Origin of the sequence: Pseudomonas frederiksbergensis, from assembly GCF_003732705.1 — a bacterium.
Taxonomy (GTDB): Bacteria; Pseudomonadota; Gammaproteobacteria; order Pseudomonadales; family Pseudomonadaceae; genus Aquipseudomonas; species Aquipseudomonas frederiksbergensis_F.
This window is the reverse complement of record NZ_MOBR01000008.1, coordinates 529,465-554,538: the sequence shown is the minus strand read 5'-3', so window position 1 is coordinate 554,538 and position 25,074 is coordinate 529,465. Positions and strand designations below refer to the sequence as shown.

The following is a 25,074-nucleotide window of genomic DNA, read 5'->3' as shown; positions in this document are numbered from 1 at the left end:
GCGGAGCTCCAGTGTGGCGGGATAGTCTTGTGGGCAGACTTTCCAGGGATGTTCTTATTGTGATCAGGCCGCTTCCAAGCCTTGGGTTACTTGATCGCGTTTTGCGCGTTTTGTTTCCGGGTGTGTTGTTTTTGTTGCTCAACGGTTGCGCCAGCGTCAGCTACTACAGCCAATTGGCCGATGGTCAGCTGCAATTGCTGCGGGCCCGTGAGCCGGTTAACCAGGTGATTGCCGATCCCCAGCGCGATCCACAATTGCGCGCCCACCTGGCCCAGTCACAAAAGGCCCGGGTGTTCGCCAGCCAGCATCTGCACCTGCCGGATAACCAGAGTTATCGTCTGTACGCCGACATTGGCCGGCCGTATGTCGTGTGGAATGTCTTCGCCACGCCGGAATTTTCCCTGAAGCCGCAAAACCATTGCTTCCCCATCGCCGGATGCGTTGCCTATCGCGGTTACTACACCCAGAGCGCGGCCCGGGGTGAAGCCGCGTTGCAACGCCTGCAAGGCATGGATGTGTCGATCGGTGGGGTCGAGGCTTATTCGACACTGGGCTGGTTCAACGACCCGATTATCAGCTCGATGATGAATTGGGGAGACGAGCGACTGGCGACGCTGATCTTTCATGAACTGGCCCATCAGCGTTTTTATGTGCAGGACGACACTGAGTTCAACGAATCCTTTGCCACGTTTGTCGAGCAGGAAGGCACCCGCCAATGGCGCGGCAGCCGTGGCCTCGCCCCGGACAACGGTAAAGCGATGCAACAGCGCGACCAGCTCACGCAATTGGTTCTCGACACCCGCGCCCGACTTGAACACCTGTACGCCCAACCCCTGCCCGTCGAGCAGATGCGCCAGCGCAAAGCCGCCGAGTTCGAACGGCTGCGCAGCGACTATCGAGCAATGCGTGACAGCCAATGGGCCGGGGACAAGCGTTATGACGCATGGGTCAATGCGCCGATGAACAATGCCAAGCTGTTGCCGTTTGGTTTGTACGACCAATGGGTGCCAGCGTTTGCGGCGCTGTTCAGGCAGGTGGGTGGGGATTGGGTGAAGTTTTATACCGAGGTGGAGAAGCTGGGTGGGTTGCCGGTTGATGAGCGTAAGGCGGCATTAAGGACATTAACGAACCTGTAGAACGTGGGCGGCTGAGCGGACGCCATCGCGGGCAAGCCTTGCTCCTACGGATTTACGTCAGGACACAATGATGTGTACGGCTCGAATCTGTAGGAGCAAGGCTTGCCCGCGATGAGGCCCCGTAAATACACATCAAAACAGGCTCATAACCAAATCGCGTCCCACAACGGATAATCCCCTGCCTTCGAAACTAATCCCGCGCGTATAGGGTTGCGGACGATATACCGAGCAACGGCCTGCAGATCCTCTTCCTTTCGGATCGCCCGATCATGAAATCCCTGCTGCCAAAGTGGTCCTTCACGCTGAATCGCACGATTTAACGCCACCGTCGTACGCGATTTGGTTCGGGCTATCAGCTTCGGCAGTGGAATATTCTGGAGCTCAATCAACCAATGAAAGTGATCCGGCATGACGACCCAGGCCAGGGAGTTGGCGAACTGCTCCTGCTGCGCCTTCCGAAATGCATCGACAACCAATCGGCCTGTTTTAAAACATGAAAAAACAGGCTGACGATTTCGAACAACAGCAGTCACCAAATAAATTTGGCCACATTCTGAATAACGTCCAGTACGTAGGCGATGAGCGTGGTGAGGGCTTGGCATAGATGATCCTCCTTGATCGTGGCCTGAGTTAGAGAGGCTAGAACGTCAAAAGAGGATGAGTGATAAAACTGTTGCTCAGGATGTGTCTACAAAGACGCCATCGCGGGCAAGCCTTGCTCCTACAGGCGTCATCAGACGCACGACCCCGTATGAGCAAAGCTTGCTCGCGATAGCAATCGAACTAACGCTGCAAAAACGCCCGGTGCATCTCTTCCAGTGTTTCAAAGTGATACGCCGGTGCTTCGGCGCTCAATTCTTCCCGGCTGCCAAAACCGTAACCCACCGCCGCCGCATCCAGCCCATTACTGCGCGCACCGATCAAATCGTGTTTGCGGTCGCCGATCATCAGGGTATTGCTCGGGTCCAGGCCTTCTTCTGCCATCAAATGGGCAATCAGTTCCACTTTGTTGGTCCGCGTCCCGTCCAGTTCGCTGCCGTAAATCACTTTGAAGTGTTTGGCAAAGTCGAAGTGTCGGGCGATCTCGCGGGCGAACACCCAGGGTTTTGACGTGGCGATGTAGAGCTGTCGGCCTTGGCTGCCCAGGGTTTCCAGCAATGGGGTGACGCCATCGAACACCCGGTTCTCGTACAGGCCAGTGACTTTGAAACGCTCGCGATAGAAGTTCACCGCTTCCCAGGCCTTGGGCTCGTCGAATTCGTAGAACTGCATGAACGCCTGCAACAGCGGCGGGCCGATGAAGTGTTCGAGTTTGGTCAGGTCGGGCTCATCGATGCCCAGTTTGGCCAAGGCGAACTGGATCGAACGGGTAATGCCCTCGCGCGGGTCGGTCAGGGTGCCATCGAGGTCGAACAGAACAGTTTGGTAATGCATGAATAATCCTGGGCAATCGTAGGAAAAAGTCAGAGCTGGTCGTAGCCTTCAGCCAGATGCAGGTCTTTGAGCTTCACGTAGTTCGCCGCGCTATAGGTGAAAAAGGCTTTTTCCTTGTCCGTCAGCGGCCGGATCTGTTTCACCGGGCTGCCGACATACAGGAAACCGCTTTCCAGGCGCTTGCCCGGCGGCACCAGGCTGCCAGCGCCGATGATCACGTCGTCCTCGACCACCGCACCATCCATGACGATGCTGCCCATGCCAATCAGCACCCGGCTACCCACCGAGCAACCGTGCAGCATGACTTTGTGGGCGACGGTCACGTCATCGCCAATCAGGCACGGAAAACCATCAGGATTGAACGGCCCGGCGTGGGTAATGTGCAGCACGCAGCCATCCTGGACGCTGGTGCGCGCACCGATGCGGATGCGGTGCATGTCGCCGCGGATCACCGTCAGCGGCCAGACGGAGCTGTCATCGCCGATTTCGACGTCGCCGATTACCACCGCCGAGCCGTCGACAAAAGCGCCTTTGCCCAGCAGCGGCGTGTGGTTCAGATACTTGCGAAGGGTCACGATAGGTTCTCTCTCTGTCGCTGATAGCTGCGGTGAGCGTCGATTGTAATTAAGATGGCCGCATGTTTCTTCCAGCCAAGGTGCCAACCGTGAGCGTGAACAACCCTCTTTTGCAGTCCTACGACCTGCCGCCGTTCTCGGCGATCCGTGCCGAACACGTGCAACCGGCCATTGAACAGATCCTGGCTGACAACCGCGCCGCCATTATCGAGATCCTCAAAACCCAGGGCAAACAACCGACCTGGGCCGGCCTGGTGCTGGCGATGGACGAACTCAATGATCGCCTGGGCGCTGCCTGGAGTCCGGTCAGCCATTTGAATGCCGTGTGCAACAGCGCTGAACTGCGTGAAGCCTACGAATCCTGCCTGCCAGCGTTGAGCGCCTACTCCACCGAGATGGGCCAGAACCGCGAACTGTTCCAAGCGTTCGAAGCCCTGGCCAATAGCCCGGAAGCCGCCGGTTTCGACGTGGCGCAAAAAACCATCCTGGAACATGCCCTGCGTGACTTCCGTCTGTCGGGTATCGACCTGCCGGAAGCCGAACAAAAGCGTTACGCCGAAGTGCAGAGCAAGTTGTCGGAGCTGGGCAGCCGCTTCTCCAATCAACTGCTCGACGCGACCCAGGCCTGGACCAAGCACGTCACCGACGAAGCCGCCCTCGCCGGCCTGACCGATTCGGCCAAGGCGCAAATGGCCGCCGCTGCACAGGCCAAAGACCTGGAAGGCTTCCTGATCACCCTGGAATTCCCGAGCTACTACGCGGTGATGACCTACGCCCAGGACCGCGCCTTGCGCGAAGAAGTCTACGCCGCCTACTGCACCCGTGCGTCGGACCAAGGCCCGAATGCCGGTCAGAATGACAACAGCCCGGTGATGGAAGAAATCCTCGACCTGCGTCAGGAACTGGCCAAGCTGCTGGGTTTCGCCAGTTTCTCGGAGCTGAGTCTGGCGACCAAAATGGCTGAATCCAGCGACCAGGTGCTCAGTTTCCTACGTGACCTGGCCAAACGCAGCAAACCATTCGCCGCCCAGGACCTGGAGCAGCTCAAGGCCTACGCCGCCGAACAGGGCTGCCCGGACCTGCAAAGCTGGGACAGCGGTTTCTACGGTGAAAAGCTCCGCGAACAACGTTACAGCGTTGCCCAGGAAGCCCTTCGCGCCTACTTCCCGATCGACAAAGTGCTGGGCGGCCTGTTCGCCATCGTTCAGCGCCTGTACGGCATCGAGATCGCCGAGCAGAAAGGCTTCGATACCTGGCACCCGGATGTTCGCCTGTTCGAGATCAAGGAAAACGGCCAGCACGTCGGCCGCTTCTTCTTTGACCTCTACGCCCGCGCCAACAAGCGTGGCGGTGCCTGGATGGACGGCGCCCGCGATCGCCGTCGCACCGCTGAAGGCGTGCTGCAAAGCCCGGTGGCCAACCTGGTGTGCAACTTCACCCCGGCCGACAGCGGCAAGCCTGCATTGCTGACCCACGATGAAGTCACCACCCTGTTTCACGAATTCGGCCATGGCCTGCATCACCTGCTGACCCGCGTCGAGCATGCCGGCGTGTCCGGCATCAACGGCGTGGCGTGGGATGCGGTCGAGTTGCCAAGCCAGTTCATGGAAAACTGGTGCTGGGAGCCGGAAGGCCTGGCGCTGATTTCCGGTCACTACGAAACCGGCGAGCCACTGCCTCAAGACCTGCTGGGCAAAATGCTCGCGGCGAAGAACTTCCAGTCCGGCCTGATGATGGTCCGCCAATTGGAGTTCTCGTTGTTCGACTTCGAACTGCACGCCACCCACGGCGACGGCCGCAGCGTGTTGCAAGTGCTCGAAGGCGTGCGCGACGAGGTATCGGTCATGCGTCCACCGGCCTACAACCGTTTCCCGAACAGCTTCGCGCACATCTTCGCCGGCGGTTACGCGGCGGGTTACTACAGCTACAAATGGGCTGAAGTGCTGTCGGCCGATGCCTTCTCGAAGTTCGAAGAAGACGGCGTGCTCAATGCCGAAACCGGTCGCGCCTTCCGCGAAGCGATCCTGGCCCGCGGCGGTTCTCAGGAGCCGATGGTGCTGTTCATCGACTTCCGTGGCCGTGAGCCATCGATTGACGCACTCTTGCGCCACAGCGGCCTGAGTGAGGACGCGGCAGCATGAGCGAGGGGCCTGTGATCACGAAAAAACGCTTTATCGCCGGGGCGGTCTGCCCGGCGTGCAGCGAGCCGGACAAATTGATGATGTGGAACGAAGACGAGGTCCCGCACCGTGAGTGCGTGGCCTGCGGTTATTCCGACACGCTCAATGAACAAGGTTTGTCCGTGCCCAAGGAATTGGGCACGCGGGTCAACGTCTCGGCGCTGAAGGTGCCGGACGCCAAGGTTCAGGCCGTGCAATTCTTCCCGAACCCGAAGCTGAAGAAAAAGCCTGACGAGCAACACTGAATGATCCCTTGTGGGAGCGAGCCTGCTCGCGAAGGCGGCGTGTCATTCGACATTGATGTTGACTGACACACCGTATTCGCGAGCAGGCTCGCTCCCACAAGGTTTTCGGTTTTCCTACTTCTCGACGTTGGCCGACTTGAACCAGCTCTTCATCGAGCACATGGCAAACGGGCTGGTGCTGCAATCACCATTGGCCAGCGCGGTGCGCAGTTTGTCGGTATCCGCCTGCATCATGTAGCGAACGCCGTCCTTGAAGTGGGTGCTGTCGCCAAAACCGCCCTCGGTCATTTCATTCAGGGCGTCTTCCTTACTCCACCCCTGCACCACCACCCGGTACATCGCCGCCATCAGGCCTGTGCGGTCGGAACCGTGTTTGCAATGCATCAACACCGGGCCTTTGGCCTCGGCAGTCTGAATGGCACGAAGCGCCGCAATGACCTGCGCGTCATCCACGTGATTGGTGCGGTAAGGCAACTGGACCTGATTGATGCCGGGCGAGGACAGCCAGCGGGAGTCCGATTCAGGCAGGAAGTTGATGACGGTTCCAACCTTGAGTTTTTCCAGCAGCGGCACGACCCCGCTGTCGGGCAATGCGCTGCGGTAGAGGGTCGGGGACATTTGGAAGAGGTTGTATTTCGCCTCCACTGACTGTGCCCATTCCGCAGGTCGAGGAGAACCGGCGTCGTCGGCCATGGCCAACGAAAGGTTGAAAAAGGCAACCAGCGATAGGCATATCGCAGGGATAAGGCGAGTTTTAAACATGCTGGGCGACCGTACAGGAAGAAGCGGATTAATGACGGTCAGCTTCAGGCTTGAGCGGTCAAAGCACTGTGAGCCGTCTGTCAAAGAATCGTGAATGCAGCGACTTTCGTCGCATAACCCCGCTTTTTTTCCGCTGAATCGGTTCATCCTGATACTTAGGCTGCTACCATTTGTAACCAATGTTTGCAGAAGCGCGGCGTTCTCACTGATCGCTGCACACCTGCATTCCTGCCAAAACGAAAAGCCGTTCGACGAAATGGCAAAAAAACCATCAATGCCTGATGAGGTGCACCCCCATGTCTGATCAAGATCGAGACAACCCGCGGCGTGAGTTTTTGCGCAAATCCCTGACCTTGATCCCGGTGGTCACCGTCGCCAGCACCGCGCTGGGCAGTTCAGTCCTGCTTGCCGCGCCAGAATCGGCGCCGGCCAGTACCGATAAAACGCCCGTCAGCACCAGCACCTATGAACCCACTTACTTCACCGCCGAAGAATGGACGTTCATCAAGGCTGCCGTCGCCCAGTTGATCCCGAGCGATGCCCAGGGACCAGGCGCTCTGGAAGCTGGCGTGCCGGAATATATCGACCGACAGATGAACACCCCGTACGCCGCCGGCGCCCTGTGGTTCATGCAAGGGCCGTTCAACGCCGACGCCCCGGCGGAAATGGGCTGGCAGAGCAAACTCGTACCCAAAGAGATCTATCGCCTGGGTATCGCCGCCACTGATGCCTGGTCGAAGGCGTTCAACGGTAAAGTATTTGCTGACCAAGACAGCGCTACCCGAGACGATTTGCTGAAGCAACTCGAGGCCGGAAAACCCGAGTTCGACAGCGTTCCGTCGAAGATTTTCTTCAACCTGTTGCTGCAAAACACCAAGGAAGGGTTCTTCTGCGACCCGATCCACGGCGGCAACAAAGGCATGGTCGGCTGGACCATGATCGGCTTCCCCGGCGCCCGCGCCGATTTCATGGATTGGGTGGAACGCAACGAGCAATACCCCTTCCCGGCAGTTTCGATTCGCGGCGAGAGGGCATAAGCCATGGCAACAGTAATGAAGAAGGTCGATGCGGTGATCGTCGGTTTTGGCTGGACCGGCGCGATCATGGCCAAAGAGCTGACAGAAGCCGGCCTGAACGTGCTGGCACTGGAGCGCGGGCCGATGCAGGACACTTACCCTGACGGCAACTATCCCCAGGTGATCGACGAACTCACCTACAGCGTGCGGAAAAAACTCTTCCAGGACATCTCCAAAGAGACCGTGACCATTCGCCATAGCGTGAATGACATTGCCCTGCCGAACCGCCAACTCGGCGCGTTCTTGCCTGGCAATGGCGTGGGCGGCGCGGGTCTGCACTGGTCCGGCGTGCACTTTCGGGTCGACCCGATCGAGCTGCGGATGCGCAGCCACTACGAAGAACGCTACGGCAAACACTTCATCCCCAAGGACATGACCATCCAGGACTTCGGCGTCAGCTATGAAGAACTGGAACCGTTTTTTGATTACGCCGAGAAGGTGTTCGGCACATCAGGTCAGGCCTGGACGGTGAACGGTCAGTTGGTCGGCGAAGGCAAGGGCGGCAACCCTTATGCGCCGGATCGCTCGAACCCTTTCCCGCTGGAATCCCAGAAGAACACCGTTTCCGCACAGCTGTTCCAGAAAGCGGCCACCGCCGTGGGTTACAAACCCTACAACCTGCCGTCAGCCAACACGTCCGGTCCGTACACCAACCCTTACGGCGCGCAGATGGGCCCGTGCAACTTCTGCGGTTTTTGCAGCGGCTACGTCTGCTACATGTATTCCAAGGCATCGCCCAACGTGAACATTCTGCCAGCGCTCAAGCCGCTGCCGAATTTCGAACTGCGGGCCAATTCCCACGTGCTGCGGGTCAACCTCGACAGCACCAAGAGCAAAGCCACCGGCGTGACCTACATCGATGGCCAGGGCCGGGAAATCGAGCAACCGGCCGACCTGGTGATCCTCGGTGCCTTCCAGTTCCATAACGTGCGGTTGATGCTGCTTTCGGGCATCGGCAAGCCTTACGACCCGATCAGCGGTGAAGGCGTGGTCGGCAAGAACTTCGCCTACCAGAACATGGCCACCATCAAGGCGTTCTTCGACAAGGACACCCACACCAACAACTTCATCGGCGCGGGCGGCAATGGCGTGGCGATCGATGATTTCAACGCCGACAACTTCGACCATGGCCCCCATGGCTTCGTCGGCGGTTCGCCGATGTGGGTCAACCAGGCCGGCAGCCGACCGATTGCCGGGACCTCCAACCCTCCGGGCACCCCGGCCTGGGGCAGTGCCTGGAAACGCGCCACCGCCGATTACTACACCCACCAGGTGTCGATGGACGCCCACGGCGCGCATCAGTCCTACCGTGGCAACTACCTGGATCTCGATCCTGTGTATCGCGATTCCTACGGCTTGCCGCTGCTGCGGATGACGTTCGACTGGCAGGAAAACGACATCAAGATGAACCGCTTCATGGTTGAGAAAATGGGCAAGGTCGCCGAAGCCATGGGCCCTAAAGCCATCGCCGTAATCGGCAAGCAGGTCGGTGATCACTTCAACACCGCGGCTTACCAGACCACCCACCTCAACGGTGGCGCGATCATGGGCACCAACCCGAAAACCAGCGCCCTGAACCGTTACTTGCAGAGCTGGGACGTGCATAACGTGTTCGTCCCTGGCGCGTCCGCTTTCCCACAAGGCTTGGGCTACAACCCTACAGGCCTGGTGGCTGCGTTGACGTATTGGTCGGCCCGCGCGATCCGCGAGCAGTACCTGAAAAACCCCGGCCCGCTGGTTCAGGCTTAAGGAGCGATGAACATGAAAGCATTCGTTATCGCGACCTTCGCCCTGCTCGGCAGTGCATCAATCAACGCCGCTGAAGTTGATCAAAACCTGATCAAACAAGGTGAATACCTGGCTCGGGCCGGCGACTGTGTCGCCTGTCACACCGCCAAGGACGGCAAGCCGTTCGCCGGTGGTCTGCCGATGGAAACGCCGATCGGCACGATCTACTCCACCAACATCACCCCGGACAAAACCGGCCTGGGCGACTACAGCTTCGAAGACTTCGACAAAGCCGTACGCCACGGTGTGGACAAGAACGGCAGCACTCTGTACCCGGCGATGCCGTATCCGTCCTACGCCAGCGTCACCGAACCGGACATGCAGGCTTTGTACGCCTACTTCATGCACGGCGTGGCGCCGGTTGCCCAGGAGAACAAGGCCAGCGACATTCCCTGGCCGCTGAGCATGCGTTGGCCGCTGATGGGCTGGCGCTGGTTATTCGCCCCGGCCGTCGCTGATTACCACGCGGCACCCGGCGCAGACGCGGTAGTCAGTCGTGGGGCTTATCTGGTGGAAGGCTTGGGACATTGCGGCGCCTGCCATACGCCCCGTGCCCTGACCATGCAGGAAAAATCCCTGAATGCCGGTGAAGGCAGTACGTTTCTGTCAGGCAGTGCGCCACTGGAAGGCTGGATCGCGAAAAGTCTGCGCGGCGACCACAAGGACGGCCTCGGCAGCTGGAGCGAAGAGCAACTGGTGCAATTCCTCAAGACCGGGCGCAGCGACCGCAGCGCGGTGTTCGGGGGTATGAGCGATGTGGTGACCCACAGCATGCAGTACATGACCGACGCCGACCTGACCGCAATTGCCCGTTACCTCAAGTCGCTGCCGGCCAATGATCCCAACGATCAGCCGCACCCGTACGACAAACAAGTCGCGCAAGCGCTGTGGAAGGGTGACGACAGCCAGCCTGGCGCCTCGGTGTACATCGACAACTGCGCGGCGTGCCACCGTACCGACGGTCACGGTTATACCCGTGTGTTCCCGGCGCTGGCGGGCAATCCGGTGTTGCAGTCGGAGGACCCGACGTCCCTGATCAATATCGTGCTCAAGGGCGGTACCTTGCCGGCCACGCACACGGCACCGTCGACCTTCACCATGCCCGGATTTGCCTGGCGCTTGTCGGATCAGGAAGTGGCGGATGTAGTCAGTTTCATTCGTGGCAGTTGGGGCAACAGTGGTTCGCCAGTCAAGGCGAGCACCGTGGCTGATCTGCGCAAGGACGATATGAAAACCACCTCGGGCGATGATTTGGGACAGGTCACCCAGAAGAACTGATCGCCCAGCGGCACTAGCCAGATGAACAACGCCTCGTTACTGTATATAAAACCAGTATCGAGGCGTTTTCATGTCCACTCCTCTTCCGCCACGCGGCCGCGGCACCGCCACCAACCCGCACAACCGCTTCGCGCCGAACCGTTCGGTGGCCGAGGACGACGGCTGGTATCAGGAAGCGCCGATCACCCAGGGCACCGAGGTGCGGATCGAAACGGCGAAAACCATCATCACCCGCAACAACTCGCCGGATCTGCCCTTCGACCGCTCGATCAATCCCTATCGCGGTTGCGAGCACGGCTGCATTTATTGCTATGCGCGGCCCAGTCACGCCTATTGGGACATGTCGCCGGGGCTGGATTTCGAAACCAAGCTGATTGCCAAGACCAACGCCGCTGACGTACTGGAGGAGCAACTCTCCAAACGCGGCTATCAATGCGCGCCGATCAACCTGGGCTCCAACACCGATCCGTATCAGCCGATCGAGCGCGAACATAAAATCACCCGCCAAACCCTGGAAGTGCTGCTGCGTTACCGGCATCCGGTGACCATCATCACCAAGGGTTCGCTGATCCTGCGCGATCTGGACCTGCTGGTTGAGCTCGCCGAGCAGCGGCTGGTGGCGGTGATGATCAGCCTCACCACCCTGGACGATGAGCTCAAGCGCATTCTCGAACCTCGCGCGGCGGCGCCCAAGGCTCGGTTGCGGGCGATTAGGGTGATGCGCGAGGCCGGGATTCCCGTGGGGGTTTTGTGCTCGCCGATGATTCCGATGATCAATGACAGCGAGCTCGAAAGCCTGCTGACCGAGGCCCACGCCGCAGGCGCCCAGAGTGCGGCCTATATGATGTTGCGCCTGCCCCTGGAGGTGGCTCCGCTGTTCGAAGAATGGCTGGCCGCCCACTACCCGCAGCGTGCGGCCCATGTGTTAAGCCTGATTCGCCAGAGTCGCGGTGGCGAGCTCTACGACAGCCGTTTTGGTGCGCGGATGCGCGGTGAAGGCCCATTCGCCGACCTTCTGGCCCAGCGTTTTGCCAAAGCCATCAAGCGCCTGGGGCTCAATCATCGTGAAGGGTTTGATCTGGATTGCGATGCCTTCTGTCCGCCGGGTCGCCAAATGTCGTTGATTTGAGGACAATTGGCCTAAGGTTGAGTAGGGTAAAAGGCACTGCGCCATTACGCTGGTCACGTTTTTTGTGACCTGGAACACACGTTCTAGAGCGTTTGATTCAGTTTGAGTTAAGTTTCGACGGTTACCTTGTTCATCGAGTGACTGACGGGTCTGGAATTACGACCTGGACGTTTTTTAAACAGCCACTGGCTTCATACCGGATAAAACGGGACACTTTCCCGACTCCGTCAAAGAGGATGAATCATGAGTGACAAGGATAAACAGCCGCTGGCTGCGTCGGCGCAAGCGCTCCCCGAGGCGGAATCCGCCGATGCAGCGCTGAAGCATATCGTTGACGGCTTTTTGCATTTTCATCACGAGATCTTTCCGCAGCAGGAAGAGCTCTTCAAGAAACTCGCCACGGCCCAGAATCCCCGGGCGATGTTCATTACCTGCGCCGATTCGCGCATCGTGCCGGAGTTGATTACCCAAAGCTCCCCGGGCGATTTGTTCGTGACCCGTAACGTCGGCAACGTTGTGCCACCTTATGGGCAAATGAACGGCGGCGTTTCCACCGCCATCGAATACGCGGTGCTGGCCCTCGGCGTGCAACACATCATCATTTGTGGGCACTCCGACTGCGGCGCCATGCGCGCAGTGCTCAACCCGCAAAGCCTGGAAAAAATGCCCACGGTCAAAGCCTGGCTGCGGCATGCCGAAGTGGCGAAAACCATGGTTCAGGAAAACTGTAACTGCGCCAACGAAAGCGAAAGCATGCACATCCTCACTGAAGAGAATGTGATCGCCCAGTTGCAGCATCTGCGCACACACCCATCGGTGGCCTCGCGCATGGCCAACGGTCATCTGTTTATCCATGGCTGGGTCTACAGCATCGAAACCAGCGAAATCAGAGCTTATGACGCGGACCAGGGTCGATTCCTGCCTCTGGATGGCAGTCATCCGATTCCGGTGGCGACGCCTAAAGCGCGCTTCTAAATCCTCCTAAATCATTGTGTGGTTTAGCCGAGGCTGCCGATTGAGCAGCCTGGCTTTTTCACGCCTGAAGAAAAATTCGGGAGAATCCCTATGCGTGCTGCGCAATTGAAAGCTGTTCTGCCACGGGAGCTGCTGGCGTCCGTGGTTGTGTTCCTGGTGGCCCTGCCTTTGTGCATGGGTATCGCCATCGCTTCGGGGTTGCCGCCCGCCAAAGGCCTGATCACCGGGATCATCGGCGGTCTGGTAGTAGGCTGGATTGCCGGTTCACCGCTGCAAGTCAGCGGTCCGGCCGCAGGTCTGGCCGTTTTGGTGTTCGAGCTGGTGCGTCAGCATGGCATTGCCATGCTCGGGCCGATCCTGCTGCTGGCGGGTTTTCTGCAACTGCTGGCCGGTCGCTTCAAATTAGGTTGTTGGTTCCGGGTGACGGCACCGGCGGTGGTCTACGGCATGCTCGCCGGGATTGGCGTGTTGATCGTGCTGTCACAGGTGCATGTGATGCTCGACGCCGTGCCCAAACCGTCGGGGCTGGATAACCTCGCAGCCTTCCCGGCCGCGGTGGTGCAGGCCTTGCCGTCCTTTGGCTGGCAGGCCGGTTTGCTCGGGTTGGCAACGATTGCGGTGATGTGGCTGTGGGAAAAATTCCGCCCACATTCTTTGCGTTTCGTTCCGGGTGCCTTGCTCGGTGTCGGTCTGGCGACGGTCGCCAGCCTGATGCTCGCCTTGCAGGTCAAGCGCGTGGAAGTCCCGGCCAACCTGGCCGAAGCCATCGACTGGCTGAAACCGGCGGACCTGCTCAACCTGGCCGATCCGACGATTTTGATCGCGGCATTTGCCGTAGCCTTCATCGCCAGCGCCGAAACCCTGCTCTCCGCCGCCGCCGTGGACCGCATGCACAGCGGCCAGCGCTCGGACTTCGACCGCGAATTGTCGGCGCAAGGCGTGGGCAATATGCTCTGCGGCTTGCTCGGGGCATTGCCGATGACTGGCGTGATCGTGCGCAGCTCAGCCAACGTTCAGGCCGGCGCCACCACGCGATACTCGGCGATCTTCCATGGCCTGTGGCTGCTGGCGTTCGTGCTGTTGCTGTCCAGCGTGCTGCAAAGCATTCCGGTGGCGAGCCTGGCGGGTGTGCTGGTCTACACCGGTTTCAAACTGGTGGACCTCAAGGCCTTTCGCGGCCTGGGGCGTTATGGCCGGATGCCGATGTTCACCTACGCGGCGACCGCCCTGGCAATCATCTTCACCGACCTGCTGACTGGCGTGCTGATCGGCTTTGGCCTGACCCTGGCCAAACTGGCGTGGAAAGCTTCACGGCTGAAAATCAGCCTGATCGACCTGCCCCAGGACGGCGAAATGGAACTGCGCTTGATCGGCGCGGCGACCTTTCTCAAGGTGCCGGCGCTGACCCAGGTGCTGGGTACCATTCCAGCGGGCTCGACGGTGCATGTGCCGCTCAATAACCTGAGCTACATCGACCATTCGTGTCTGGAGTTGCTTGAGGAGTGGGGCCGGGCGAATGCGGCCAAGGGTTCGAAGCTGCTGATTGAGGCGCGGGGGTTGAAGCGTCGGTTGGAGGGGCGTTTACGAACCACGTCCGGCGTAGGTTCTGCCGGGTAAATAACCTGTAGGAGCGAGGCTTGCCCGCGAAGGCGTCTTCAAGTACGCCAAAAGCTTCGCGGGCAAGCCTCGCTCCTACAGGGATATGTGTCGCTTAGGCCGCTGGCTGATCCAGCTCCAGGCCCACGCCCAATTGGCGCGACAGGCACGGCCAGCGTTTCCACGCGGCGCCGGTGTCCGGGCTGTTGAGTTTCTCGCGGTAGGCCTCCACCGATTCCAGCGCGAAACTGTCTTCGTTAAGCATCTCGTCCACGGCGTGATGCACCGCCTCATCCAGTTGGTTGGCGAATTCTTCGCCGATCAATTGGTGGGCAATCAGGTTGGCAACAGTCATGTCCAATGGGATCAGTGGCTGGCCAAAATGCTTGATGTACAGGTCATTGACCTCTTCAACCAACCGATGCGCCAGATAAGCTTCGTCCAGCAGGCTATCAAGGCCGATATGCCCGGTCATGATCGCCGGCGGCTGGAGGAAGAACTGCTCGGCGATTTTCAGCACCGGTTTGATCTGCGATTCGATGCCCGCTTCCCGTGCGACATCATTGGCGGCGTCCAACAGGTCCGGTACTTGCTCTATATAAGCGGCCACAAACCGGGTCATCACGCCGTTGGCGTCGACGTCCGGCAATTGGATGGCAGCGTGCAGGTGCGGCAGTTGGGTTTCCAGTTGACGAGTTAACAGGCCGGTCTCGGCCTCATGTTGTTGGGCTTTTTGGATCTGCTCGCGCAATGCGGCGGTGTTCATGAAAACTCCAGGAAACAAAGGCAATGAAATAGGGAAGACATAAGTTAGCTGGCTTATGAAAAAGGCTAAGACGCATTTGTCATAATTATTTCATCCTTGAGACGCCAAAGTTATATCGATTTGCCACCACTCGTCTGCATCCTTCTCCATTCGTGACCTTGAACGCAAGTCCCACCTGTTTCAGATCATTTACGCCATCACGTTGCGAGGTGACAGTCGCTGTCTATACTCGGGTGGGAATGGAGTTAGCTGATGACGCCCGACTGCATATGCAGCAAGGCTCGGCGATTCAAGTTCGTAGTCTGAAAAAGCCGCTCCCTTGCCGCAGGTGAAAGCCGGCGGGATAACAAGAACGATAAGGGGAACCCGCAATGATGCGACATCCACACGTCTGGATGGGCCTCCTGTTGTGGTCAATTTTCAGCCAGGCACAAGCGGCCTGGACTGTGAATATGGCGCCGGGAGCGACTGAAATCAGTCACGCAGTATTCGACCTGCACATGACCATTTTCTGGATCTGTGTAGTCATCGGCATCATCGTCTTCGGCGCCATGTTCTGGTCGATGATGGTCCACCGCCGCTCCACGGGGCAGGTGGCCGCCAAATTTCATGAAAGCACCACCGTCGAAATCCTCTGGACCATCGTGCCCTTCATCATCCTGGTGGCCATGGCGGTTCCCGCGACTGCCACCCTGATCAAGATGTACGACGCCAGTGAGCCGGATATCGATATCCAGATCACCGGCTACCAGTGGAAGTGGCATTACAAATATCTGGGCCAGGACGTTGAATTCTTCAGCAACCTGGCCACGCCCCAGGATCAGATCCACAACAAGGAAGCCAAGGGCGAGCACTACTTGCTTGAGGTCGACAAGCCATTGGTGCTGCCGATTGGCGCCAAGGTGCGCTTCCTGGTGACTTCCGCCGACGTCATCCACTCGTGGTGGGTGCCGGCCTTCGCGGTCAAGCGCGATGCGATTCCGGGGTTCGTCAACGAAGCCTGGACCCGCATCGACAAGCCCGGCATCTACCGTGGCCAGTGCGCCGAGTTGTGCGGCAAGGATCACGGCTTCATGCCGATCGTGGTCGAGGTCAAGGAAAAGGCCGATTACGACAAGTGGCTGGCCGAGCGCAAGGCCGAAGCCCTGCAACTCAAAGAGCTGACCAGCAAGGAATGGACCCTCGACGAGCTGAAAGAGCGCGGCGACAAGATCTACCACACCACGTGCGTGGCCTGTCACCAGGCCGAAGGCCAGGGCTTGCCGCCGATGTTCCCGGCGCTCAAAGGCTCGCCAATTGCCACCGGACCAAAAGCCGATCACCTGCACCGCGTGTACTTCGGCAAGCCTGGCACCGCGATGGCGGCGTTCGGCAAGCAGCTTTCGGAAGTCGATATCGCGGCGGTCGTGACCTATGAACGTAACGCCTGGGGCAACAACAAAGGCGACATGGTCACGCCTAAAGAAGTGCTGGAGCTGAAACAGGCGGAAAGCAAATGACCCGGTCTATCGCGTACGTAAGGAACCGGTCGGGGCAACGCGCCCCGGCCTGCCCAGCCCATTCGTTCTCAGGAGAACGGCCATGAGTGCTGTCATCGATGATCATGGTCACGCCACCGACCACGCCCACGGCCCCGCCAAGGGCTTGATGCGCTGGGTGTTGACCACCAACCACAAGGACATCGGCACGCTGTACCTGTGGTTCGCGTTTTCCATGTTCCTGCTGGGTGGCTCGTTCGCCATGGTGATTCGCGCCGAGCTGTTTCAGCCCGGACTGCAAATTGTCGAACCGGCGTTCTTCAACCAGATGACCACCATGCACGGCCTGGTAATGGTCTTCGGTGCGGTGATGCCGGCGTTTGTCGGTCTTGCCAACTGGATGATCCCGTTGATGATCGGCGCGCCGGACATGGCCCTGCCACGGATGAACAACTTCAGCTTCTGGCTGTTGCCGGCGGCGTTCATTTTGTTGGTGTCGACCCTGTTCACCGCAGGTGGCGGACCGAACTTCGGCTGGACCTTCTACGCCCCGCTCTCCACGACCTACGCCCCGGAAAGCGTGACGTTCTTTATCTTCGCCATCCACTTGATGGGCATCAGCTCGATCATGGGCGCGATCAACGTGATCGCCACCATCCTCAACCTGCGCGCCCCCGGCATGACGCTGATGAAAATGCCGCTGTTCGTCTGGACCTGGCTGATCACCGCGTTCCTGCTGATCGCGGTGATGCCGGTACTGGCCGGGTGCGTGACGATGATGCTGATGGACATCCACTTCGGCACCAGTTTCTTCAGTGCGGCGGGTGGCGGTGATCCGGTTTTGTTCCAGCATGTATTCTGGTTCTTCGGGCATCCCGAGGTGTACATCATGATCCTGCCGGCCTTCGGCGCCGTCAGCTCGATCATCCCGACCTTCTCGCGCAAGCCGCTGTTCGGCTACACCTCGATGGTCTACGCCACGGCGAGCATCGCGTTCCTCTCGTTTATCGTCTGGGCGCACCACATGTTTGTGGTCGGCATTCCGTTGGTGGGCGAGTTGTTCTTCATGTACGCGACACTGCTGATCGCGGTGCCCACCGGCGTGAAGGTGTTCAACTGGGCGAGCACCATGTGGCAAGGCTCGCTGACCTTCGAAACACCGATGCTGTTCGCGGTGGCGTTCGTGATCCTGTTCTCCATCGGTGGTTTCTCCGGGCTGATGCTGGCCATCGCCCCGGCGGACTTCCAGTACCAGGACACCTACTTCGTGGTCGCGCATTTCCACTACGTGCTGGTGCCGGGGGCGATCTTCGGGATCTTCGCCTCGGCGTACTACTGGCTGCCGAAATGGACCGGCCACATGTACGACGAAACCCTGGGCAAGCTGCACTTCTGGCTGTCGTTCGTGGGCATGAACCTGACCTTCTTCCCGATGCACTTCGTGGGACTGGCGGGCATGCCGCGGCGGATTCCGGACTACAACCTGCAATTCGCCGACTTCAACATGGTGTCGTCGATTGGCGCGTTCATGTTCGGCACCACGCAGTTGTTCTTCCTGTTCATCGTGATCAAGACCATCCGCGGCGGCCCGCCAGCACCGGCCAAACCGTGGGAAGGGGCCGAGGGCCTGGAGTGGAGCGTGCCGTCGCCGGCGCCGTATCACACCTTTACCACCCCGCCGGAAGTGAAATGAACACCCGGCCCTTTGTGGGAGCGAGCCTGCTCGCGAAGAACGATGACGCGGTCTGCCTGCTGAACCGCGGTGTCTGCTTCGCGAGCAGGCTCGCTCCCACAGGATTCTCGGCAGAGGTCAAGCACCATGGCTGATTCGATTTCGTTGAAAAAACTGGTCACTCGCCTGCTGATGGTGGTGGTCGCGATGTTTGTGTTCGGGTTTGCCTTGGTGCCGATCTACGACGTGATGTGCAAGGCCTTCGGCATCAACGGCAAAACCGCCGGGCAGTACGAAGGTTCGCAAGTGGTCGATACCTCACGACAAGTGCGCGTGCAGTTCTTGTCGACCAACAACGCCGACATGGTCTGGGAGTTTTATCCCAAGGGTAACGAGCTGACGGCCCATCCGGGGGCGGTGAACGAGATGATTTTCGTCGCCTACAACCCCACCGATCACCCGATGAGCGCCCAGGCGGTGCCGAGTATCGCGCCCAGCGAAGCGGCGGCGTACTTCCACAAGACCGAATGTTTCTGCTTTACCCAGCAAGTGCTGCAGCCCGGTCAACGGATCGAGATGCCGGTACGTTTCATTGTTGACCGTGACATGCCCAAGGATGTGAAGCACCTGACGCTGTCCTACACGCTGTTCGATATCACCGCACGTCATCCGCCCGTGGCTGTTGCTGCAAGCACCGGCGGCTAGGCGTTAAGCGTGCCCGATAAGGAGAACAATAAATGGCAACTCATGAACACTATTACGTACCGGCCCAGAGCAAATGGCCAATCATCGCCACGGTCGGCATGCTCGTCACGGTTTTCGGCCTGGCGACCTGGTTCAACGACCTAAAGGCTGCCCGCCCGGAATCCCATGGCCCGCTGATCTTCTTCGTCGGCGGTCTGTTGCTGGCGTACATGCTGTTCGGCTGGTTCGGCACGGTAATCAAGGAAAGCCGCGCGGGGTTGTACAGCCCGCAGCTGGATCGCTCGTTCCGCTGGGGCATGAGCTGGTTCATCTTTTCCGAGGTGATGTTCTTCATCGCTTTCTTCGGTGCGCTGTTTTACGTGCGGCACATCTCCGGCCCGGCGCTAGGGGGTGAAGGCCCGAAAGGCATCGCGCATATGCTGTGGCCAAACTTCCAATTCGCCTGGCCGCTGCTGCACACGCCGGACCCGAAACTGTTCCCACCGCCCAAGGAAGTCATCAGCCCTTGGGGCCTGCCGCTGATCAACACCATTTTGCTGGTCAGCTCCAGCGTCACCGTGACCATCGCCCACCACGCCTTGAAAAAAGGCCATCGCGGCGCGCTGAAAATCTGGCTGGCGATCACCGTGTTGCTGGGCTGCGGCTTCCTCGCCTTGCAGGCCGAAGAGTACATGCACGCCTACCACGAACTGGGGCTGACCCTCGGTTCGGGGATCTACGGCGCGACGTTCTTCATGCTCACCGGTTTCCACGGCGCCCACGTGACCATCGGCACCATCATCCTGTTCGTGATGTTGATGCGGATCATGCGCGGGCACTTTGATAACGAGCACCAGTTCGGCTTCGAGGCGGCGAGTTGGTACTGGCACTTCGTGGATGTGGTTTGGATCGGCTTATTTGTTTTTGTGTATGTGCTTTAGAGCGACAAGCGGCAAGTTTGAAGCCGCAAGCTTGCAGCGTTGAACTTGCAGCTTTGAGCTTGCGGCTTGCAGCTACCACGGAACATGGGACACCAGTTGGCCGCTGAAAAAGCCCCAGGCGATCAAGCCGACGGTGGTGGCGGCCAGGGCAACACGAATACTCAGGGCAATGACCAGGCGGTTCGAGCTGCTGTCGTCCTTGACCAGAAAAAACAGGCCGCTGAACAGGCTGACAACCGTGGCAATCAGCATCAGGACGATGGCTGCTTTGAGCATGGTGAGACTCCGGGGGAAAGGCGATGCATTTGAGTATAGCTATCGCGATCACCGACTTTCTGGCGCTGTCATGAAGCGCTTCCGGCCGGGCATCGTGCCGACGATTGTAGTCGCGCTGCTGTTGCCGCTGCTGGTGTCACTGGGGTTCTGGCAATTGAGCCGGGGCGCGGAGAAAAGCGCGCTGCTGCAAACCTACGCGGAGCGCCGGGCGGCCGAACCGATGGCCAGTTCCGAGCTGCTGAACACGCAAGATCCAGCCTTTCGCCGGGTGCGCCTGCACGGTGAATTCGATGCCGAGCACAGCTTGCTGCTGGATAACCGCCAGCGAGACGGCAAGGTCGGTGTCGAGTTGTTGCAACCGTTTCGTGATCAAGCGACCGGGCTTTGGCTGCTGGTCAATCGCGGCTGGTTGCCGTGGCCGGATCGGCGCACGCCGCCACAATTCAAAACGCCCACTCAGGTGTTGAGCCTTGATGCCTGGGTCTACGTGTCGCCCGGCGCCACCTTCCAATTGCACGCCGACCCGAGCACCACAACCTGGCCACAACTGGTGACGGCAGTTGAACCGGCCAAGCTCTGGACCGCGCTGAACCGCGAAGGCTTTGCCTACGAATTACGTGAAGAAACCGGCCCTGCGTCCTACCAGGCCGATTGGCCGGTGGTGGCCATGGGGCCGGAGAAACACATCGCTTATGCCGTGCAGTGGTTCGCCATGGCGATCGCCCTGCTCGGCCTCTTTATCTATCTCGGCTGGCACAACGCAAAGGAGAAACACCATGGGAGCAGCCATGAATCCACCCAGCATGTCTGAGGCGAAAACGCCGGCGAGTCGGCGCAAGGGTCGTTTGCAGCTGCTGCTGATCCTGCTTGGGGTGATCGGTCCGATGATCCTCGCCACCGGCATGTACAAACTGAATTTTTGGGTGCCGGACGGCCGCAGTTATCACGGCGAACTGATCGGCAACGGCCAGACCCGCGCCGACCTCGGCGTGCAGGCCCAGGAAGATCGCTGGCAGATGCTGGTGACCGCGCCCAAGGATTGCTCGGTGGATTGCCAGCAGTTGGTGTACCTGGCGCGGCAAATCCAGATCGGCCTCGGCCGCGATGCGTCCCGTGCCAGTCATGCACTGGCTGCCGCGCAACCGTTGAACGCCGACTACGAAGCCAAGCTGACCCGCGAGTATCCGCAGCTGCAACGCTACCCCATGGACCTCACTACGTTCAGCAAGGCCACGGGCGACAAGACTGCGCCGCAACTGTGGATCATCGACCCCCACGGCAATCTGGTGCTGCGCTACGACCCGACGGTCAAAGGCAAGGACCTGCTGAACGACCTGCGCCACCTGTTGAAACTGTCGAACATCGGATAAGGGCATCGTCATGGCCAAACCTGGATTTCGCCTCGCGCTGTTTGCCACCTTGCTGGCACTGATTGTGGTGCTGCTCGGCGCCTACACCCGCCTGACCCACGCCGGCCTCGGCTGCCCGGACTGGCCGGGCTGTTATGGCTTTATCAGCGTGCCGAAAAGCGAAGCCCAACTGGCCCATGCCGAACTGCATTTCCCTGACACACCGGTGGTAGCCCATAAGGGCTGGAACGAGATGATCCACCGCTACTTCGCCGGCACCCTGGGGCTGTTGATCTCGGTATTGGCCGGTCGCGCCTGGGTGCATCGGCGCCATCCGGGGCAACCGGTGAAGTTGCCGCTGTTCCTGCTGGCCGTGGTGTTTGCCCAAGCGGCGTTTGGCATGTGGACGGTGACGCTCAAGCTCTGGCCGCAAGTGGTCACCGGGCATTTGCTCGGCGGGTTTGCGACGCTGAGTCTGTTGTTTTTGCTGACACTACGATTGTCCGGCGTATTGCCGGCCCTGACCGTGCCCAAGCGCTTGCAGTACTGGGCCACCGCCGGGTTGTTGCTGGTAATCCTGCAAATCGCCCTCGGTGGCTGGGTCAGTTCCAACTACGCGGCAGTGGCGTGCATCGACTTCCCGACCTGCCACGGCCAATGGCTGCCCCCGGCGGATTTCGCCAATGGCTTTCACCTGACCCAACACATCGGCCCGAACTACCTCGGCGGCCAACTGGACAGCGATGCCCGCACGGCGATTCACCTGACCCACCGCATCGGCGCGCTGCTGGTGACGCTGGTGCTGCTCGGTCTGGCGTGGCAACTGAAAGTGGTCGGCATGACCCGTCTCGCGGGCCTGGTGCTGATCGCCCTCGGCGCCCAAATCACCCTGGGCATCAGCAACGTGCTGTTCCACCTGCCGCTGCCGATCGCCGTCGCTCACAATGCCGGCGGTGCGGCACTGCTGCTGACCATGGTGCTGGTCAATTATCACGCGCGAACCAGCCTGGTTCGGGTCAAGCAACAAGCTCCTGCGCGCTGGCGGTTCAGCCCGCGTAAACATTCAGCCGGGCCCATAACAATAAAAGGAGAAATGCCATGGCGGTTCTGATTGGCGAACGTCACAGTCAGGCAATCTGGCGCGATTATCTGGAGCTGACCAAGCCGAAAGTGGTGGTGCTGATGCTCATCACCTCCTTGGTCGGCATGTTCCTCGCGACCCGCGCCGGGGTGCCGTGGACGGTGCTGGTGTTTGGCAATCTGGGGATCGCGTTGTGTGCCGGGGGCGCAGCGGCGGTCAATCATGTGGTGGACCGACGGATCGATGCGGTGATGGCCCGCACTCACAAGCGGCCCTTGGCGGAAGGCCGGGTGTCGCCAAGGGCGGCGCTGACGTTTGCCCTGGTGCTGGCGGTGCTCGGCCAAGCCGTGTTGCTGGCCTTCACCAACCCGCTGACCGCGTGGCTGACCCTCGCCTCCCTGCTCGGTTACGCAGTGGTCTATACCGGTTTCCTGAAGCGCGCGACACCGCAGAACATCGTCATCGGCGGCCTGGCCGGTGCCGCGCCACCGCTGCTGGGTTGGGTCGCGGCCACCGGTCATGTCAGCGCCGAACCGCTGCTGCTGGTGCTAATCATCTTCGCCTGGACCCCGCCACACTTCTGGGCCCTGGCCATTCACCGCAAAGAGGAATACGCCAAGGCCGACATCCCGATGCTGCCGGTGACCCATGGCGAGCACTACACCAAAGTCCACATCCTGCTTTACACCTTCGCGCTGCTGGCGGTCAGCCTGATGCCGTATGTGATCCACATGAGCGGCGTGCTCTACCTGGTTTGTGCGTTGGGGCTGGGCGCGAGGTTTCTGCAATGGGCCGTGGTGCTGTACCGTGGCACTCGGCCGCACGCGGCGATCAACACCTTCAAGTACTCTATCTGGTACTTGTTCCTGCTGTTTATCGCCCTGCTCGTAGACCACTACTTACTGTTGAACCTATGACTCGAACTCAGAAAACCGTCTTCATCCTCGTTGCCCTGATCGCGCTGGTTTTGGGCCTGACCGTCAATAAGGTGCTGTCCGGCAAAGGCCAGGGTGACCCGACGGCACTGATCGACGCCGGCATCATCCTGCTGCCGCAAAGTCGCAATCTGCCTGACGTGACAATGACCGACGTGGACGGTAAACCGGTGGCGGTCAACGAGCTGAAAGGCAAGTGGAGCCTGCTGTTCTTCGGTTACACCTTCTGCCCGGACATCTGCCCGACCACCCTCGCCCAACTGCGCCAGATCAAAAGCGAACTGCCGCCAGAAGCGGTGGCCAAGTTGCAGATCATTCTGGTCAGCGTCGACCCGAACCGCGACACACCCAAGCAGCTCAAGCAATACCTGGGCTACTTCGATCCGCAGTTTCAGGGTTTGACCGCGTCGAGCGTGGATGACATCCAGAAACTGGCGAACGCGGTGAGCATCCCGTTCATTCCGGCGGACACCAGCAAGCCTAACTACACCGTCGACCACAGCGGCAACCTTGCGGTGATCGGGCCGGATGGCACGCAACGCGGGTTTATTCGGGCGCCGTTGAACAACACCAAACTGGTGGCGCAATTGCCGGTGATGCTCAAGCGCAACTGAGCACCACCCCTTGTAGGAGCATGGCTTGCCCGCGATGGCGATTACATAGACGCCATCGCGAGCAAGCTGTGCTCCTACAGGATCGGTGTTTCGGGCACAAAAAAGGGGACGCTCATGGCGTCCCCTTTTTCGTTTGATCGTTCCCACGCTCTGCGTGGGAATGCAGCCCGGGACGCTCCGCGTCCCTTCAAGAGCCGAACGCGGAGCGTCCGTTTAGGCATTCCCACGCAGAGCGTGGGAACGATCGGCGTGAGCGGTGTGATCGTGTAACGGGTCAGATCAGAACGCCGGCAATACCGCGCCTTTGTACTTCTCGAGAATGAACGCTTTCACTTCCGGGCTGTGCAGCGCAGCAACCAGTTTCTTCATCGCATCGCTGTCCTTGTCGTCCGGGCGGGCGACGAGGATGTTCACGTACGGCGAATCGTTGCCTTCGATCACCAGTGCATCCTTGGACGGATCAAGCTTGGCTTCCAGCGCATAGTTGGTGTTGATCAGCGCCAGATCGACCTGAGTCAGCACACGCGGGATGGTCGCGGCTTCCAGTTCGCGGAATTTCAGGTCTTTGGGATTTTCGACGATGTCCTTGGACGTCGACAGAATGTTGGTCGGATCCTTCAACTTGATCAGGCCAGCCTTCGCCAGCAGCAACAGCGCACGGCCGCCGTTGGTGGCGTCGTTCGGAATCACCACGTTGGCGCCGCCCGGCAATTCGGTCAGCGCCTTGTACTTGCTGGAGTAAGCGCCTAGGGGTTCCAGGTGTACGCCGGCGACGGCCACCAGGTTGGTGCCCTTGGCCTTGTTGAACTCATCCAGGTACGGCTGGTGCTGGAAGAAGTTGGCGTCCAGGCGCTTCTCGGCAACCTGCACGTTTGGCTGGATGTAGTCGGTGAAGACCTTGACCTTCAGGTCCACGCCTTCTTTGGCCAGGGCGGGTTTTACGAATTCGAGGATTTCCGCGTGCGGGACCGGAGTGGCCGCAACGGTCAGTTCGTCGGCCTGGGCGGAAAACGCCGCTACAGCAGCCAATGCGACGAGTAGTTTTTTCATTCAGCTAACTCCTTGTGAGGCGCCCGTGTGGCGCCTGCCAGCGAATGGCCGGCT

General features: G+C 59.8%; 25 protein-coding genes. 18 read left to right on the top strand and 7 right to left on the bottom strand.

Translation table 11 applies throughout. From position 1 onward, the window contains the following. Positions 1-59 precede the first annotated feature (59 nt). Positions 60-1,136, top strand: coding sequence for an aminopeptidase (locus tag BK667_RS11690; RefSeq protein WP_123597664.1), 1,077 nt, complete (start codon positions 60-62; stop codon positions 1,134-1,136). Between the two features lie 143 nt (positions 1,137-1,279). Here the strand turns inward: BK667_RS11690 and BK667_RS11685 are convergent, their stop codons facing one another. The 3 genes from BK667_RS11685 to BK667_RS11675 all read right to left on the bottom strand — a co-directional run bounded on the left by BK667_RS11685 (position 1,280) and on the right by BK667_RS11675 (position 3,145). Beyond that, positions 1,280-1,738, bottom strand: a complete 459-nt coding sequence (locus tag BK667_RS11685; protein WP_123597663.1) for an REP-associated tyrosine transposase — start codon at positions 1,736-1,738, stop codon at positions 1,280-1,282. Positions 1,739-1,919: 181 nt separating this feature from the next. Beyond that, positions 1,920-2,570 carry an HAD family hydrolase gene (locus tag BK667_RS11680; protein ID WP_123597662.1) on the bottom strand — a complete coding sequence of 217 codons (651 nt, stop codon included), beginning with the start codon at positions 2,568-2,570 and terminating at the stop codon, positions 1,920-1,922. 29 nt (positions 2,571-2,599) lie between these two features. Then, positions 2,600-3,145, bottom strand: a complete 546-nt coding sequence (locus tag BK667_RS11675; RefSeq protein ID WP_123513346.1) for a gamma carbonic anhydrase family protein — start codon at positions 3,143-3,145, stop codon at positions 2,600-2,602. Between the two features lie 62 nt (positions 3,146-3,207). On the opposite strand from BK667_RS11675, the gene prlC reads away from it, so the two are divergent. Next, positions 3,208-5,286, top strand: coding sequence for an oligopeptidase A (gene prlC / locus BK667_RS11670; protein ID WP_185058199.1), 2,079 nt, complete (start codon positions 3,208-3,210; stop codon positions 5,284-5,286). Beyond that, on the top strand, positions 5,283-5,570 hold the full coding sequence (locus BK667_RS11665; protein WP_123408468.1) for a YheV family putative zinc ribbon protein: 288 nt from the start codon (positions 5,283-5,285) through the stop codon (positions 5,568-5,570). The genes prlC and BK667_RS11665 overlap by 4 nt, the downstream gene beginning before the upstream one ends. Positions 5,571-5,684: 114 nt before the next feature. Here BK667_RS11665 and BK667_RS11660 read toward each other — a convergent pair whose 3' ends face one another. After that, positions 5,685-6,332, bottom strand: coding sequence for a phosphatase domain-containing protein (locus BK667_RS11660; protein WP_123597661.1), 648 nt, complete (start codon positions 6,330-6,332; stop codon positions 5,685-5,687). A 296-nt stretch (positions 6,333-6,628) separates the two neighbouring features. Between BK667_RS11660 and BK667_RS11655 the strand changes: the two genes are divergently transcribed. From BK667_RS11655 to BK667_RS11630, 6 genes are all read left to right on the top strand, one after another. Continuing rightward, the gene (locus BK667_RS11655) at positions 6,629-7,369 is read left to right on the top strand and encodes a gluconate 2-dehydrogenase subunit 3 family protein (RefSeq protein WP_123597660.1); all 741 of its coding nucleotides are present in this window, start codon (positions 6,629-6,631) and stop codon (positions 7,367-7,369) included. 3 nt (positions 7,370-7,372) lie between these two features. Next, positions 7,373-9,157 carry a GMC family oxidoreductase gene (locus tag BK667_RS11650; protein WP_123597659.1) on the top strand — a complete coding sequence of 595 codons (1,785 nt, stop codon included), beginning with the start codon at positions 7,373-7,375 and terminating at the stop codon, positions 9,155-9,157. Positions 9,158-9,169: 12 nt separating this feature from the next. Further along, entirely contained in the window at positions 9,170-10,474 is a 1,305-nt protein-coding gene (locus tag BK667_RS11645; protein ID WP_123597658.1) for a c-type cytochrome, read from the top strand. A 70-nt stretch (positions 10,475-10,544) separates the two neighbouring features. Next, complete coding sequence (locus tag BK667_RS11640) at positions 10,545-11,603, top strand: PA0069 family radical SAM protein (RefSeq protein ID WP_123597657.1); 1,059 nt, start codon at positions 10,545-10,547, stop codon at positions 11,601-11,603. A 243-nt stretch (positions 11,604-11,846) separates the two neighbouring features. Beyond that, complete coding sequence (locus tag BK667_RS11635) at positions 11,847-12,578, top strand: carbonic anhydrase (protein ID WP_123513334.1); 732 nt, start codon at positions 11,847-11,849, stop codon at positions 12,576-12,578. A gap of 90 nt (positions 12,579-12,668) precedes the next feature. Next, on the top strand, positions 12,669-14,195 hold the full coding sequence (locus tag BK667_RS11630; RefSeq protein ID WP_123513332.1) for a SulP family inorganic anion transporter: 1,527 nt from the start codon (positions 12,669-12,671) through the stop codon (positions 14,193-14,195). A 94-nt stretch (positions 14,196-14,289) separates the two neighbouring features. Here the strand turns inward: BK667_RS11630 and BK667_RS11625 are convergent, their stop codons facing one another. Beyond that, positions 14,290-14,940: a hypothetical protein gene (locus BK667_RS11625; protein ID WP_123513330.1), complete on the bottom strand. Its 651-nt coding sequence runs from the start codon at positions 14,938-14,940 to the stop codon at positions 14,290-14,292. A 371-nt stretch (positions 14,941-15,311) separates the two neighbouring features. Here BK667_RS11625 and coxB point away from each other — a divergent pair, with 371 nt between their 5' ends. The 4 genes from coxB to BK667_RS11605 all read left to right on the top strand — a co-directional run bounded on the left by coxB (position 15,312) and on the right by BK667_RS11605 (position 19,715). Further along, positions 15,312-16,439, top strand: a complete 1,128-nt coding sequence (coxB, locus tag BK667_RS11620) for a cytochrome c oxidase subunit II (RefSeq protein ID WP_123408477.1) — start codon at positions 15,312-15,314, stop codon at positions 16,437-16,439. Positions 16,440-16,521: 82 nt separating this feature from the next. Next, complete coding sequence (gene ctaD / locus BK667_RS11615; RefSeq protein ID WP_123408478.1) at positions 16,522-18,111, top strand: cytochrome c oxidase subunit I; 1,590 nt, start codon at positions 16,522-16,524, stop codon at positions 18,109-18,111. Positions 18,112-18,237: 126 nt separating this feature from the next. Beyond that, positions 18,238-18,795, top strand: coding sequence for a cytochrome c oxidase assembly protein (locus BK667_RS11610; RefSeq protein WP_123597656.1), 558 nt, complete (start codon positions 18,238-18,240; stop codon positions 18,793-18,795). 32 nt (positions 18,796-18,827) lie between these two features. Then, positions 18,828-19,715, top strand: a complete 888-nt coding sequence (locus BK667_RS11605) for a cytochrome c oxidase subunit 3 (protein ID WP_123597655.1) — start codon at positions 18,828-18,830, stop codon at positions 19,713-19,715. Positions 19,716-19,787: 72 nt separating this feature from the next. Here the strand turns inward: BK667_RS11605 and BK667_RS11600 are convergent, their stop codons facing one another. Continuing rightward, positions 19,788-19,991 carry a twin transmembrane helix small protein gene (locus BK667_RS11600; protein ID WP_054047979.1) on the bottom strand — a complete coding sequence of 68 codons (204 nt, stop codon included), beginning with the start codon at positions 19,989-19,991 and terminating at the stop codon, positions 19,788-19,790. A gap of 70 nt (positions 19,992-20,061) precedes the next feature. On the opposite strand from BK667_RS11600, the gene BK667_RS11595 reads away from it, so the two are divergent. Genes BK667_RS11595 through BK667_RS11575 form a run of 5 tightly spaced genes read left to right on the top strand, consistent with a single transcriptional unit; the run spans position 20,062 to position 23,970 of the window. Further along, entirely contained in the window at positions 20,062-20,802 is a 741-nt protein-coding gene (locus tag BK667_RS11595) for an SURF1 family protein (protein WP_123597654.1), read from the top strand. Beyond that, the gene (locus tag BK667_RS11590; RefSeq protein ID WP_123597653.1) at positions 20,768-21,361 is read left to right on the top strand and encodes a PA_0111/PP_0108 family redox-active disulfide protein; all 594 of its coding nucleotides are present in this window, start codon (positions 20,768-20,770) and stop codon (positions 21,359-21,361) included. Before BK667_RS11595 ends, BK667_RS11590 begins: the two co-directional genes overlap by 35 nt. Before the next feature lie 10 nt (positions 21,362-21,371). Further along, positions 21,372-22,451, top strand: a complete 1,080-nt coding sequence (locus BK667_RS11585) for a COX15/CtaA family protein (protein ID WP_123408482.1) — start codon at positions 21,372-21,374, stop codon at positions 22,449-22,451. Beyond that, positions 22,439-23,338, top strand: coding sequence for a heme o synthase (gene cyoE, locus BK667_RS11580; RefSeq protein ID WP_123597652.1), 900 nt, complete (start codon positions 22,439-22,441; stop codon positions 23,336-23,338). The genes BK667_RS11585 and cyoE overlap by 13 nt, the downstream gene beginning before the upstream one ends. Then, positions 23,335-23,970 (top strand): SCO family protein, encoded by a 636-nt coding sequence (locus BK667_RS11575; protein WP_123597651.1) that lies wholly within the window; start codon positions 23,335-23,337, stop codon positions 23,968-23,970. The genes cyoE and BK667_RS11575 overlap by 4 nt, the downstream gene beginning before the upstream one ends. A gap of 279 nt (positions 23,971-24,249) precedes the next feature. On the opposite strand, the gene BK667_RS11570 is transcribed toward BK667_RS11575, so the two are convergent. Next, positions 24,250-25,020 carry a MetQ/NlpA family ABC transporter substrate-binding protein gene (locus BK667_RS11570; protein ID WP_123513316.1) on the bottom strand — a complete coding sequence of 257 codons (771 nt, stop codon included), beginning with the start codon at positions 25,018-25,020 and terminating at the stop codon, positions 24,250-24,252. Between the last annotated feature and the right edge of the window lie 54 nt (positions 25,021-25,074).